This is a genomic window from Candidatus Binatia bacterium (assembly GCA_029243485.1).
Taxonomy (GTDB): domain Bacteria; phylum Desulfobacterota; class Binatia; order UBA12015; family UBA12015; genus VGTG01.
This window is the reverse complement of sequence record JAQWRY010000007.1, coordinates 193,413-207,141: the sequence shown is the minus strand read 5'-3', so window position 1 is coordinate 207,141 and position 13,729 is coordinate 193,413. Positions and strand designations below refer to the sequence as shown.

Here is a 13,729-nt window from a genome sequence, read left to right as displayed (position 1 = left end):
CTACATGCCTTCGAGCGCGGCCTTGACGGTCTCGGCAAGTGCACGACCAATCCCCGGCACAGCGGCGACGTCCTCCACCGATGCCGCCCGAACCCGCGCCACGCTGCCGAAGTGCCTCAAAATCGCTTTCCGGCGCGTCGCGCCCACGCCGACGATCTCGTCCAGGGGCGACCGAAGCCGCGCCCGGTCACGGAGCTTCTTGTGATACGTCACTGCGAAACGGTGCGCCTCGTCGCGAACCTGCTGCAGCAAAAAGAGCGCATTCGAATTGCGCGCGAGAACGACCGGGTTTGTGCGCCCGGGAAGGAACACGCGCTCCTCCACCCTCTGAACCTCCGAGGCCTGCGCATCACTGAGCGCTCGTGCCTTTGCCAGGCCGACGACGTCGAGCCCCTCGACCCCCAACTCCGAGCACACTGCGAGCGCGATCCCGAGCTGGCCCCGGCCACCGTCGATCACGAGCAGGTCGGGAAGATCGTCGCGGCGCAAGCCCGCCGAAAGCCGGCGGGTGAGCATCTCGCGCATACTCGCAAAGTCATCGGTGCCAACGACCGTCTTGATCCGGTACCGCCGGTACCGGCTCGTGTCCGGCCGGCCCTCGTCGAACGCAACGACCGACCCCACGGTTTCGCCCCCCTGGAACGTCGAGATGTCCACGCATTCGAGCCGCTTCGGCGCGCTTCGTAGGTGGAGACGGCGCTGAAGCTCGTCGGCCGTGTGCGCCAGCCGCTCCTGAGCGTCTCGACGCTCGAAGAAAGCCTGCTGCGCGTTCTGGGTCGCCAGCTCGACCAGGGCGCGCTTTGCACCCCGCTGCGGCACCAGGATCTCGACGGCCCCGTCTCGTCGCTCGCGAAGAAGTTCGACGCGCGCGGCGTGATCTTCCAACCCCACCGGCAGCAACACCTCGCGCGCCACGGCCCGGTTGCCCTGATAGAACTGCGTGAGCATTGCGCCGAGGACCTCGTCGTCCGGGAACTCCCAGTCGCCAAAACCGAACGACTGGTTCGCAGTCAGCCGCCCGGCACGAACGATCAGGACCTGCACTTCGATGAAGCCGCCTTCGCGGTACAAACCGAACACGTCCTGATCGACCCCGGCGTGCGCGACGACCTGCTGGCGTTCACCGGTCGTCGCGATGGCCTTCAGTTGATCGCGAAGCCGCGCCGCCTCCTCGAAGTGGAGGTCTTCCGAAGCCCGCGCCATCCGGTCCTCGAGCAGGCGCGTCAGCTGAGAATCTCGACCTTGCAAGAGGAGCGCCGCCGACCGCAGGTGCCCCTCGTAGTCCTGGCGATCCACTGGCAGAACGCACGGCGCGAGACATCGTTTGATCTGGTACTCGAGACACGGCCGTGAGCGGTTCCGGAACACGGCGTCGCTACAGGTCCGAAGCGGGAAAACTTTGCGGATGACGTCGATCGTACCGCGCACCGCCGACGCGGAATGGAACGGACCGAAGTAGCGACTCCCGTCCTTCACGATCTTGCGCGTCACCAGCACGCGGGGCCATTCGTCACGCGACGTGATCTTCACGCTGACGTACGACTTGTCGTCCTTCAGCCGGACGTTGTACCGCGGTTTGTACTGCTTGATGAGGTTATTCTCGAGGATCAGCGCTTCCTTCTCGTTGCGCGTGACCAGACACTCGACATCCTCGATCTTCCGCACCAGGAACTCGATCTGATACCGGCCGTCACCTCCCCGGAAGTAGCTCTGAACGCGAGCGCGCAGGCTCTTGGCCTTGCCGACGTAGAGCACGCCGCCCGAGGCATCTTTCAGGAGATAGACGCCCGGACGCGGCGGAACCGCTTCGAGCTGGGCCTCGAGGCGATCCGCCGGGCCCTCCTCGGACGGCGGCGGCGGCGGCGTCACCGCCGCCGCCTCGCGCCCCGACCGAAGGCCTTCTTCTTCCCGCCCCGCTTCGCTTTTCCCGTTCCTTCGGCGACGAGACCGGCCCCCTCGCCCTCGCCGGAGAGCTCCTGGATCCGGTCCCGCAGATCGGCGGCGCGTTCGAACTCCAAGGCCTCGGCCGCCTCGCGCATCTCTCGCCGGAGCTCGACGAGGTCAGTCGACTTCCCACCATCCTCGTCCGGAAGCGACACCGTCGTGTAGTCCGCCTCGTAGCTCTGCACGAGGGGCGAACCGATCGCCTTCTTCACGGACTCGGGCGTGATCTCATTGTCCACGTTGTACTGCCGCTGAATGTCCCGACGACGAGAAGTCTCATCCAATGCCCGCCGCATCGAGTCGGTGATGTGGTCCGCGTAGAGGAGCACCAGTCCGTTCACATTGCGCGCGGCGCGACCGATCGTCTGGATCAGCGAGCGCGTCGATCGCAGGAAGCCCTCTTTGTCGGCGTCGAGAATGGCGACGAGAGACACCTCCGGAATGTCCAACCCCTCGCGCAGGAGGTTGATCCCGACCAACACGTCGAAGTCTCCGCGACGAAGACCTCTAATCAGCTCGACACGCTCGATGGTGTCGACGTCCGAATGGATGTACCGCACGCCGATCCCGACATCCTGGAAGTAGTCGGTGAGATCCTCGGCCATCTTCTTGGTGAGCGTCGTCACCAAGACCCGCTCCTTCAGCTCGATTCGCTTGCGGATCTCCTCGAGCAGATCGTCGACCTGGGTCCGGGCCGGGCGGACCTCGACAACCGGGTCCATCAGGCCCGTCGGCCGGATCACCTGCTCGGTGACGAGGCCCTCGCTCTTCTCGAGCTCATAGTCGCCCGGAGTCGCAGAGACGTAGACTCGCTGGGGGGCTCTTGTGTCCCATTCCTCGAAGTTGAGGGGCCGATTATCGAGCGCGGACGGGAGTCGGAAACCGAAATCGACGAGCGTCGACTTCCGGGCACGATCGCCCCGATACATGCCGCCCACCTGCGAAACGGTCACATGGCTCTCGTCGACGACCAGCAGGTAGTCGTCCGGAAAGTAGTCGAGCAGCGTCGACGGAGGCTCCCCGGGGTTGCGGCCGTCGAGGTGGCGCGAGTAGTTCTCGATCCCGTTGCAGAAGCCCATCTCGGCCAGCATCTCGAGGTCATAAACGGTTCGCTGTTCGAGTCGTTGTGCTTCGAGCAGCTTGTCGTCTGCACGCAACTCGTGAAGTCGCTCGGCGAGCTCGGAGCGAATCGCCTGAACCGCGTCGTCGAGCTTGTCGCGCGTCGTCACATAATGACTCGCCGGATAGACGCCGACGCGCTCGAGGCCGCGAAGGTTTCGTCCCCGAAGCGGGTCGAACTCCGTGATCGCCTCGATCGTGTCGCCGAAGAACTCGACGCGCAGAGCACTCGCGTCCTCATACGCAGGGAAGATTTCGACTACATCTCCGCGTACCCGGAAAGTCCCGCGGTGAAAGTCGATGTCGTTGCGCTGATACTGAATGTCGATCAGCTTCTTGAGCATCGCGTCGCGATCGATCGTGACGCCGCGCTCGAGAAAGACGAGCATCTCGAAGTACTTTTCAGGAGAGCCGAGCCCGTAGATGCACGAGACGCTGGCGACGATGATGACGTCACGCCGCTCGAGAAGCGCCTTCGTCGCCGAGTGCCTCATCTTGTCGATCTCGTCGTTGATCGACGAGTCCTTCTCGATGAACGTATCGGTCGACGGGACGTACGCCTCGGGTTGGAAGTAGTCGTAGTAGCTCACGAAGTACCGAACCCGGTTCTTCGGGAACATGTCCTTGAACTCACTGTAGAGCTGCGCGGCGAGCGTCTTGTTGGGCGCCATCACCAGCGTGGGCCGGTTCACGCGAGCGACGATGTTCGCGATCGTGAGGGTCTTCCCGGACCCCGTCACGCCGAGTAACGTCTGGTGAGGAACCCCCGCCTGCAGACCCGCGGTGATCTCCTCGATCGCGGCCGGCTGATCGCCCGCCGGCTCGAAGGGCGCCTCCAGTTCGAACGCTCCCTCGATCATGGAAGCCTTCCTACCATGCAAACCGAGCGGCGCTCAGTCTCCGTAGCGCTTCTCCTGGTAGAGTTGACCGACGGCCCGCCGCTGCTCGGGCGTGAGGTCGCGGTAGGCTTTGTAGTTCTTGCGGATGGTGTCCTTCTCGCCCGGGCGCATGGCCTGCCATTCCTGATAGCTCCGCTGGATCTCCTGCTGCCGATCCTTCGGCATGTTCTTGTAGATGTCGTACTTCTCCTGCGCCTTCTCGCGATCCCCGGGGGAGAGTTGGTCCCATCCCTGGATGGGGATGACATCTTCTGCGGGTGCGACTGGTGCGCCCAGAACCAGCGGGAACGCGGCCAGGAGCGCCCCGAACCATCGAATCGTCATCAGGTACGACCCACTTCTGCCTCGCGCCCCTCCGCACCCGGGGAGTCCAGGAGAGCGGGCAGCTGGCGGAGCTTCTCGAGGCGACGCACGATGACGAAATCGACGAACATGTCCGGGTGCTCGACCAATTCCGGCGGGAGCACCGGCGGCGCGGTTTCGGCCACGGCCACCAGCGGCGCCGGCGCGCTCGTCGGCCCGGTCACAGGCGGAGCCGACGGGATCAGCTGGTAGAAGAAGAGGGCGGCGGCCGCCGCCGCGGCGAATGCGATGGGGACCAGGCCCCCTCGTCGCGCGCCGCGCCGCCCATCGCCGGCGCCCCGTGCCCAGCTTGGAGGCCGGGCATCACTCGCGCGACGAGAGCCCTCGCTCGGTCCGTCGGCCGCGGCCCATAACTCATCGAAGCGGGGACGGGCCGGGGGCTCGGCCGCTAGCGCCCCCTCGAGAAGCGCCTGCGTTCGCACCAGTTCTCGATGCTCCGCGGCACAGCCCCCGCAGATCTCGAGGTGGGCCTCGACCTGCACCGTCGCGGCCGGGTCGAGCTCTCCGTCGAGGAGCCCGACCAACTCCTCCCTTAGTTCTTCACAACTCATCGATCGTCCTGGATCCATTCCTTCAAACCCTCTTTGAGGCGGCGGGTTGCACGAAAAACCAAGCTTTTCACGGCCTGTTCGGTGCACCCAAGCACCGCACCGATCTCCTCGTAACGCAGGTCTTCGACGCGGCTGAGCAGCAGCGCCGTCCGCTGGTTCTCCGGCAGCTCTCCCATCAAGGTGTGCAATCGCTCCTCGAACTCGTGGCCGGAGACCAACTCCTCCCCGGCGAGCGCCTTGCGATCCGGCAAGTCCATGGGCTCCCCGTCGGCGTTCTCGAGCGGCCCGACCCGGCCCCGATAGTCGAACCGACGAACCTCGTTGAGACACAGATTGTGCGCGATCGTGTACAGCCAGGTCGTGAATCGAGCCCGAGGTTCCCAACGCTCCCGCGCCCGGTAGACCTGCAGGAAGATGTCCTGAGCGAGTTCCTCGGCGCGCGCTCGATTGCCGGTGAACTTGGCCGCATAGCGCACGATCGGATCGAGATGCTTCTCGTAGAGCTGCCGGTACGCCTCCCAATCGCCCTCGCGGACCCTGGCCATCAACGCCGCGTCGGGGTCGGGGCGGCCTTGTGGGGGGGCGCCGACCGGCTCGCTCAAGAACACCGCCTGCACACCCATATTTTCTACGACTTTTGCGGGTTAGCCTCAAACCACTATCCTCTCTTCTCATGGCGGAACCACCGTCGGGACCAGCCCCCAAAGGGAGTCGACCCGAGCTCCCGACCCTCCAGGAGCACATGAGCCGGATCCAGTCGTACCTGCGAGGGTGCGGACTGCTCGCGTTTCCGGGCGAGACACCGGTGCGCCACGAGCTCGCGCGCTTCATGGAGAAGCACAGCGACGAGACGGCGCGGATCTGGGCGGACACGATCGGCCCGGCCTTCGACATCGACGACGAGGAACTCGAGTTCCTGGCGAAGGACATGCGCGAGGCTCAGGAACGCTGGCTCGCGCACATCTGCGACCCCCACGACGTCGAGACCTACGAGGTCTTGCGCGAACACGCGCGCGGCGGGTTCATCGCGGAGCATCCACCCTCTCGCTTCCTCGCAAGCCAGCTGAAGATCCGACAGATCCTCGCTGATCTGCTGCGGCGCGAGATGCGCGACAACTTCGCGCTTCCGGAGCTCTTGAGCCTCCTCGACCAGGCTCTGTGGGAACGCGTCCTGCACATCACCGACTTTTTCGTCGAGGCACGCCTCTCCGAACGACGGAGGCTCGAGCTCCAGCTGATTCAATCAGAGAAGATGGCGGCGATCGGACAGCTGGCCGCCGGCATCGCACACGAGATACGCAACCCCCTCGGCATCATCATGAACGCGCTATACGACCTCGCCGAGCTGCTGCCCGATGCCAGTGCCGAAGTCGAAGAGGACCTTCAGATCGCGCGCGCCGAGATGGGCCGCGTACAAGAAATCATCAACAACCTGCTCGAGTTCTCGCGCGACAGCACCACCGAAATGCAGAGCGTCGACCTGAATCGCCTGGTGACGCAGACGCTGAAGCTCATGAACAAGCATTTCCAGAACAGCGGCGTGCAACCCGAGACGTGCTTCGCCGACGTCGGACGCTGCCGCGCCAGTGAGAACGGGATGCGACAAGTGCTGCTCAACCTGATCACGAACGCCGTCCAGGCAATGCCGCACGGCGGAGAGCTTCGGATCGAAACCTACCGCCGCAGCAACGGGCGGGTCGTGCTCGCGATCAGCGACACGGGCATCGGCATTCCGGAGGAGCACCTCGGGCGGATCTTCGACCCGTTCTACACGACGAAGGATCCCGGCGAAGGCACCGGCCTGGGCCTCTCCGTCGTCCATTCGGTCATCGCGAACGCGGGCGGCACTCTCGACGTGAGGAGCACCGCCGGTAGCGGGACAACCTTCTCTATCGAGCTCGGTGCGGACGAGTCGAAAGCGCCGAACGGGAGTGCGTCGTGAGCCCACCGACCGTGACCCGCATCCTCGTCGTAGACGACGAACCGAACCAACTGACGACCATTTCGCGGATCCTCTCCCGACAGGGGCACGAGGTGGCGACCGCCGCCAACGGCGCTGACGCCCTCGAAGTGCTCGCGCGCGACGCGATCGATGTCCTCATCACCGATCTCAACATGCCGGTAATGGACGGGATGACCCTGTTACGCGAAGTCGCCGATCTCACGGCGCGCCCGTCGACGGTCGTCCTCACGGGATACGGAACCATCCAGTCGGCCGTCGACGCCATGAAACACGGCGCCGCCGACTACCTCATCAAGCCGTGCAATCCCGACGAGCTCAAGCTCGTCATCGAGCGACAACTCGAGATGCGTGCGCTGCGTCGGGAGGTCTCCGACCTGCGCCGAGAGGTGAAGCGACACCAGCGCTACGGAGCTCTAGTCGGGAATAGCGCCCCGATGCGGGCGGTGTACGACGTCATCGAGAGCGTCAGCCAGAACAAGAGCACCGTGCTGATCACCGGCGCGAGCGGCACCGGCAAGGAGCTCGTCGCACGCACTCTGCATGCCCGATCGCCTTGGTCCGCGGGGCCGTTCATCGCCGTCAATTGCGGTGCGGTGTCGGAGACGTTGCTCGACAGCCAACTCTTCGGGCACCGACGCGGCGCCTTCACCGACGCCGTCGGCGATCAAGAGGGCCTGTTCCAGGCCGCGCACCGCGGGACACTGTTCCTCGACGAGGTGTCCGAGATCCCCTTGGCACTCCAAGTGAAGTTCCTCCGCGCCGTCCAGGAGCGCGAGGTCCTGCCTGTCGGGGCCACCCGCCCGAAGAAGGTCGACGTCCGGATCGTCGCGGCCACCAACAAGGACCTTCGCGAAGAGATGAACCAGAGGCGCTTCCGCGAAGATCTGTTCTACCGGTTGAACGTCGTCACGCTCCGGCTCCCCTCCCTCGCCGAAAGGCCCGAAGACGTCGAACCCCTCACCGAGCATTTCATCGAAGAGATGGCCGCGAGCTACGGCGTCGGGCCGAAGACGCTGACTCCCGCCGCTCGGGCGCGCCTCGTGAGCTACGCGTGGCCCGGCAATGCTCGCGAGTTGCAGAATGTGATCGAGAGAGCCTTCGCCCTCTCCGACGCCACCGAGATCGACCTGTCCGACGTCAACCCGGCACTGGCCCCGATGACCGACGGAGGCGACGCCCCAGGCGGCCAGGTTCCCAGCCCGAGGATTCAGACGCTCGAAGAAGCCGAGCGGGAGCTGATCGTCGCCGCCCTGCACGACTCCGCCGGCAACAAGAACGAGGCCGCGCGCCTCCTCGGCATCGACCGACAACGCCTGTACCGGAAGATCGCGAGGTACCAGCTGAAGTAGCAGGTTGTGCAAGAGCTCCGGACCGAGCCAGGTGCGTCGATTCGGCCCGATGTCCAGGCGCGAAGCCGCCGCGATAGTCGGTCACTCGCGCTAGGTTTCGCAACCCAAGGCACCGGGCCGGCGCGGCGTGCCTGGCTACGGGAGGAGCTTTTCAACAGCCTGCTAGTGCTCAGGTCGTGTAGGCCGAGTTGAAGCGAACGTAGGCCGGCGAGAGGTCCGACGTAATCATCCGAGCACGGCCCCGCCCGCCTCCCAGCCGGATTCGCACCGAGAACTCGTCCCGCGTCATCCGTCGCCGCGCGCGCACCTCGACCCCCGAGCACCCCGCGCCCCGACGGAACACCTGCACGTCGTCAATCCAGATCGAGACCGCCGAGGGCTCGAACGCCACGCCGCTGTACCCAATCGCACACGCGATCCGGCCCCAGTTCGGATCCGCACCGTGGAAGGCGGTCTTCACCAGCAGCGATCGGGACACCGTCTCGGCCACCCGCCGCGCGACCGGCGTCGACGAGGCACCCGACACTTCGATCGACACCGCTTTCGTCGCACCCTCCCCGTCGAGCGCCACCATCCGAGCCAGGGAGTCGCCTACGCGGACCGCCGCCCCCCGCAGAGCGCGCAGGGGTGCTTGTCCACGCGTAATCGGGTTTCCCGCGCAGCCGCTCGCGAGAACGTAGAGGCTGTCGTTCGTCGACGAGTCACCGTCGACACTCAGTTCGTTGAACGACCCGCCGGCAACTTCCCGAGCAAGCCAACGGGCCTGCGCCGGCGACAGCGCGGCGTCGGTGAGAACCAACACGAGAAGAGTCGCCATGTCCGGCGCGATCATCCCCGCGCCCTTCGCGATTCCGACGACCGAGACGGTCCGACCACCGATCCGGACCTTCTCCTCGGCGACCTTGGAGAACGCATCCGTGGTGCGGATCGCTCGCGCGAAGCGCCACAGCCCGGCAGGACTCACCCGGTCGGCCGCCGCGGCCACACCGCGCTCGAGTCGCACCATCGGCAGTGGGACGCCAATCACCCCGGTCGACAGCGGCGCCACGAGGTCGGCTGCGATCCCCAACTGCTGCCCGACCACTCGACTCGTGCGCCGTGCGTCGGCGAGCCCTCGGCGGCCGGTGCAGGCGTTCGCGTTGCCGCTATTTACGAATAGGGCCTGCAGCCGGCCCCCGCGGACCCGCTCGCGGCCCAACAGGACCGGCGCCGCGGCAAAGCGGTTTCGAGTGAACACGGCCGCCGCCGTGGCGGGCGCGTCGGCCACGATCAGTCCGCAGTCCGAGCGTCCGCTCGGCTTGATCCCGCAGGCCGCCGCACCGAAGCGAAAGCCGGCCACTTCGATCGGGCGTTCCTTGACCACTCGTTTCACCAGTCCCACTCCTTCCAGGGGCGCCGCATGGCGCCCCCGGGGTGTTTCCCAATACCGAGCACATCGCAAGCCGCGAAAACCTACCGAGGACGGGCACTTCTGCTCTGACGCCGCGTTGAAAGGCCCTGTGCACAACTGTATCCATGTGGGGAGAACGTGGTGCGGGGCCGTCCGAGTCGGCCGCAAGGAGGAGAAGGACCTGATGAACGACGGCCAAACGACATCGGCGACGACCAAGAAAACCCAGGAAGTCGACACCGTCGTAATCCGATTCGCCGGCGATTCCGGCGACGGAATGCAGCTCACCGGCACGCAGTTCACGAACGCATCTGCGCTCGCGGGCAACGACATCAGCACCCTCCCCGACTTCCCGGCCGAGATCCGCGCGCCGGCCGGGACGCTCGCCGGCGTGTCCGGGTTCCAGGTGAACCTGTCGCACCACGAGATCTTCACCCCCGGCGACAGCCCCGACGTTCTGGTCGCGATGAACCCGGCCGGGCTCAAGGCCAACCTCGACGACCTCCCGACGAACGGCATCTTGATCGTCGACCGCGAAGCCTTCAGCGAATTGAACTTGAAGAAGGCCGGCTACGCGTCCAACCCGCTGACGGACGGATCGCTCGACAAGTTCCAACTCTTCGCGGTCGACATCTCGAAGCTCACGACGCTCGCGCTCAAGGACAGCGGCCTCTCGAACAAGCACGTCCTGCGCTGCAAGAACTTCTTCACACTCGGGCTCATGTCGTGGCTGTACCAGCGGCCGGTGGAGCCGGTGAACAGCTTCATCGCCGCTCGGTTCGGAAAGAACGAGAGCCTGCTCGACGCCAACAAGCGTGCGTTCAAGGCCGGCTACAACTTCGGCGAGACGTCGGAGATGTTCGCCTCCCAGTACGAGGTCCGCCCCGCAGAGATCCAACCCGGCACGTACCGCAACATCACCGGCAACGCGGCACTCTGCCTCGGGCTCGTAACCGCGACGCGCAAGGCGAAGTTACCGCTGTACCTCGGCTCGTACCCGATCACCCCGGCAAGCGACATTCTGCACGAGCTCGCGACCTACAAGAGCTACGACGTCGTGACGTTTCAGGCGGAAGACGAGATCGCCGGTGTCGGCGCCGCGCTCGGAGCGGCCTTCGGCGGCGCTCTAGCCGTCACCACGACCAGCGGACCCGGCATCGACCTGAAGTCGGAGACCATCGGACTCGCGGTGAAAACCGAGCTTCCCCTGATCGTCTGCGACATCCAGCGCGGCGGCCCCTCGACGGGCCTCCCGACGAAGACCGAGCAGGCCGATCTCTTGGCCGCGCTCTACGGCCGGCATGGGGACGCGCCCGTGATCGTGTTGGCCCCCGCGACGCCGTCGGATTGCTTCGACATCGCTATCGAGGCGGTCCGCCTGGCAACGAAGTACATGACGCCGGTCTACCTGCTGTCCGACGGCTACCTGGCCAACGGGGCCGAGCCCTGGCTCCTCCCGAAGATCGAGGATCTTCCGGACATCGAGGTCGAGTACCGGACCGACCCCGAGGGCTACTACCCGTACCTGCGAGACCCCGAAACGCTGTCGCGCCCGTGGGTCGTCCCCGGCACGCCCGGCCTCGAGCACCGCATCGGCGGTCTCGAGTCGGAGTACCTCACCGGGAACATCAGCTACGCGCCCGCCAACCACGAGCAGATGGTCCGGCTGCGCGAACAGAAGATCGCCGGGGCTGCGCGTGAGATCCCACCGATGGAACTCGTCGGACCCGAGTCCGGCGACGTTCTCGTCCTCGGCTGGGGCAGTACCTACGGCGCCATCACCGCGGGCGTACGGTCCCTCCTAAAGGACGGGCACGCGGTCTCACAGGCGCACCTTCGCTACCTGAACCCGCTTCCGCCCGATCTCGGCGACGTCCTCTCTCGGTTCAAGCACGTCTTGATCCCCGAGATGAACATGGGCCACCTCTGGCGTGTCATTCGCGCGGAGTACCTGGTCGATGCTGTCGGATTCAACAAAATCCAAGGACGCCCTTTCAAAGTCCAAGAGATCATTTCCCGCGTGAAGAAGTTGCTGGAGGAGAGCTGAACGATGTCCATCGCGAACCTCGATGAGCCGACCAAGCTCACCCGGAAAGACTTCGAGTCCGACCAGGAAGTGCGATGGTGCCCGGGCTGTGGGGACTACGCCATCCTCGCCCAGGTGCAGCGGGTTCTGCCCGATCTCGGCGTGCCCCGTGAGAACTTCGTGTTCGTATCGGGAATCGGGTGCTCGAGCCGCTTCCCGTACTACGTGAACACCTACGGCTTCCACACCCTGCACGGGCGTGCGCCGGCGGTCGCGTCCGGCATCAAGATGAGCCGGCCGGAGCTTTCCGTATGGATCGTGACCGGCGACGGCGACGCCCTGTCGATCGGCGGCAACCACCTGATTCACATCCTGCGCCGCAACCTCGACGTGAACCTGCTTCTGTTCAACAACCAGATCTATGGCTTGACCAAGGGCCAGTACTCCCCGACGTCGGAACCCGGCAAGGTGACGAAATCTTCGCCGGACGGGTCCGTGGACAACCCATTCAAGCCTCTGGTCCTCGCGCTCGGCGCCGAGGCCACTTTCGTCGCGCGCACGATCGACGTCGAGGCCAAGCATCTCCAGAAGATCGTGCGCGCCGCCCACGCGCACAGAGGCGCCTCGTTCGTCGAGATCCTGCAGAACTGCAACATCTTCAACGACGGCGCCTTCGACGACGTGACAAACCGTGGCACCAAGGCCGACCACCAGCTCGTCCTGGAAGACGGCCAGCCGATGATCTTCGGCCAGGAGCGCGCCAAGGGCATCCGCATGAACGGGATGCGCCCCGAGGTCGTGAACGTGGCGGACGTGGATGCGAACGACATCCTGATCCACGACGTGAAGAACCCCGTGTTGGCCTACCTGCTGGGCCACATGACCGCGCCGGACTTCCCGACGCCGATCGGCGTGATCTACGACGTCGACCGCCCGGTCTACGAGGAAGGCGTCCAGGAGAAGCTAAAAAAGGCGCGTGCACAGCCCGATGCCGACGACCTCGAGGCGTTGATCTACAGCGGCGATACCTGGACCGTCTCGTGAGGTCGCGCCCCCGGGGCGGCCACGGTCACAGGGGGTAGTCCGCCCACCACGCGACGGCGCTGCGCGCCACGACCGCCACGGCTGCCCCACACAGAGTTCCACAGGCGAGGGACGCCAGCAGGCCACCGCGCCGGCGCGCCACGGCCCAGGCACCGAGGGTCTGCGCGAAGAGCATTGAGGCGAGCGAGAGATCGGCCGTTCGAGGATAGATGCACCACGGACAGTGGCGCAGCCCCGCTTCGAAGATGTTGCAGTGCTCGATCCCCCCCGACGATGGCCACGTGCAGCCGCAACCGAACAGGAGGTCGCACAGGGGTAGTAAGGCCGTCACGGTGACCGCACCGAGCAGGACGCTGCAGGCCACCACCCGCACCGGCATAGATCCCCAGACGCCACCGGGCCCGTTCTCGACCATCACTGCGCGGGCTCCGACGGGGTGAACGGGCCGCTCGGCGGCGGCCCGGTCTCGCCCCCGGCGAGCCAATCCGCGAAAAGGGTGACGGCAGAGGCCACGGCCCGCAGGGGGAAGCCGTGCCACTCCGCAGGCGCATCCGCCAACTTTTCGGCGCCGGAGAGAGAGAGAGAAGCGGCGCCGACGCGGTTTCCGGCGGCATCGTGATGCCAGGCGACTGCAGCTTGAATGACCCCCTGGAGCCACCTCTTGGCCTCGCCCTGCGCGGTGAGCCAGGCCGGCTCCAGGACCTCGTGCACCTCGAAGTACAGGCCCGCCTCGAACAGGACACGGGCCTGCCCCAACCGAACCTCGAGGGAGATCCCCCGCGGGGCCTCGGCCACTACCCGAACGTAGGCGCGAAGCTTTGCACGAGCCCGGTCGCGCCACTCCTCGGCATCCTCGAAGCCCGCGGCACGCAATGCCGCGGTCGCCGCTGCGGAGGAAGACGCGTCGCCGGGTCGGCCTCCGTCGGCCAGGGCCAGCGTCGACTCTAGGACGCGGCAGGGTCCGGGCACCCGCAGCCCATCCATCAGCAGCTCAGCGAGAGCGTTGCGCGCCGGAAGCGGGAGCAGTCCGCCCGCGTCCCGATCCACCGGCTGGGCCACGGTTTTACACTGCCACGGCCAC

General features: G+C 66.0%; 12 protein-coding genes. 4 read left to right on the top strand and 8 right to left on the bottom strand.

Annotated features, from left to right (window positions below; genetic code table 11):
• Genes uvrC through P8R42_04605 form a run of 5 tightly spaced genes read right to left on the bottom strand, consistent with a single transcriptional unit; the run spans position 1 to position 5,499 of the window.
• Positions 1-1,869 carry an excinuclease ABC subunit UvrC gene (uvrC, locus tag P8R42_04625; protein ID MDG2303935.1) on the bottom strand — a complete coding sequence of 623 codons (1,869 nt, stop codon included), beginning with the start codon at positions 1,867-1,869 and terminating at the stop codon, positions 1-3.
• Positions 1,866-3,923: an excinuclease ABC subunit UvrB gene (gene uvrB / locus P8R42_04620; protein ID MDG2303934.1), complete on the bottom strand. Its 2,058-nt coding sequence runs from the start codon at positions 3,921-3,923 to the stop codon at positions 1,866-1,868. Before uvrB ends, uvrC begins: the two co-directional genes overlap by 4 nt.
• Positions 3,924-3,956: 33 nt before the next feature.
• Entirely contained in the window at positions 3,957-4,286 is a 330-nt protein-coding gene (locus P8R42_04615; protein ID MDG2303933.1) for a DUF3106 domain-containing protein, read from the bottom strand.
• Complete coding sequence (locus P8R42_04610; protein MDG2303932.1) at positions 4,286-4,876, bottom strand: zf-HC2 domain-containing protein; 591 nt, start codon at positions 4,874-4,876, stop codon at positions 4,286-4,288. Before P8R42_04610 ends, P8R42_04615 begins: the two co-directional genes overlap by 1 nt.
• The gene (locus P8R42_04605) at positions 4,873-5,499 is read right to left on the bottom strand and encodes a sigma-70 family RNA polymerase sigma factor (protein MDG2303931.1); all 627 of its coding nucleotides are present in this window, start codon (positions 5,497-5,499) and stop codon (positions 4,873-4,875) included. Before P8R42_04605 ends, P8R42_04610 begins: the two co-directional genes overlap by 4 nt.
• A gap of 50 nt (positions 5,500-5,549) precedes the next feature.
• Between P8R42_04605 and P8R42_04600 the strand changes: the two genes are divergently transcribed.
• Positions 5,550-6,818: an ATP-binding protein gene (locus tag P8R42_04600; GenBank protein MDG2303930.1), complete on the top strand. Its 1,269-nt coding sequence runs from the start codon at positions 5,550-5,552 to the stop codon at positions 6,816-6,818.
• The gene (locus tag P8R42_04595) at positions 6,815-8,188 is read left to right on the top strand and encodes a sigma-54 dependent transcriptional regulator (protein MDG2303929.1); all 1,374 of its coding nucleotides are present in this window, start codon (positions 6,815-6,817) and stop codon (positions 8,186-8,188) included. The genes P8R42_04600 and P8R42_04595 overlap by 4 nt, the downstream gene beginning before the upstream one ends.
• A 169-nt stretch (positions 8,189-8,357) precedes the next feature.
• Here the strand turns inward: P8R42_04595 and argJ are convergent, their stop codons facing one another.
• A complete protein-coding gene (gene argJ, locus P8R42_04590) occupies positions 8,358-9,560 on the bottom strand; it encodes a bifunctional glutamate N-acetyltransferase/amino-acid acetyltransferase ArgJ (GenBank protein MDG2303928.1) in 1,203 nt (400 codons plus the stop codon).
• Positions 9,561-9,762: 202 nt separating this feature from the next.
• Between argJ and P8R42_04585 the strand changes: the two genes are divergently transcribed.
• Together P8R42_04585 and P8R42_04580 are read left to right on the top strand one after the other, a co-directional pair.
• Positions 9,763-11,625, top strand: coding sequence for a 2-oxoacid:acceptor oxidoreductase subunit alpha (locus tag P8R42_04585; protein MDG2303927.1), 1,863 nt, complete (start codon positions 9,763-9,765; stop codon positions 11,623-11,625).
• A 3-nt stretch (positions 11,626-11,628) separates the two neighbouring features.
• Positions 11,629-12,648, top strand: a complete 1,020-nt coding sequence (locus P8R42_04580; GenBank protein ID MDG2303926.1) for a 2-oxoacid:ferredoxin oxidoreductase subunit beta — start codon at positions 11,629-11,631, stop codon at positions 12,646-12,648.
• 25 nt (positions 12,649-12,673) lie between these two features.
• Here P8R42_04580 and P8R42_04575 read toward each other — a convergent pair whose 3' ends face one another.
• Together P8R42_04575 and P8R42_04570 are read right to left on the bottom strand one after the other, a co-directional pair.
• The gene (locus P8R42_04575; GenBank protein ID MDG2303925.1) at positions 12,674-13,066 is read right to left on the bottom strand and encodes a hypothetical protein; all 393 of its coding nucleotides are present in this window, start codon (positions 13,064-13,066) and stop codon (positions 12,674-12,676) included.
• Entirely contained in the window at positions 13,063-13,707 is a 645-nt protein-coding gene (locus P8R42_04570; GenBank protein MDG2303924.1) for a DUF309 domain-containing protein, read from the bottom strand. The genes P8R42_04575 and P8R42_04570 overlap by 4 nt, the downstream gene beginning before the upstream one ends.
• Positions 13,708-13,729 lie beyond the last annotated feature (22 nt).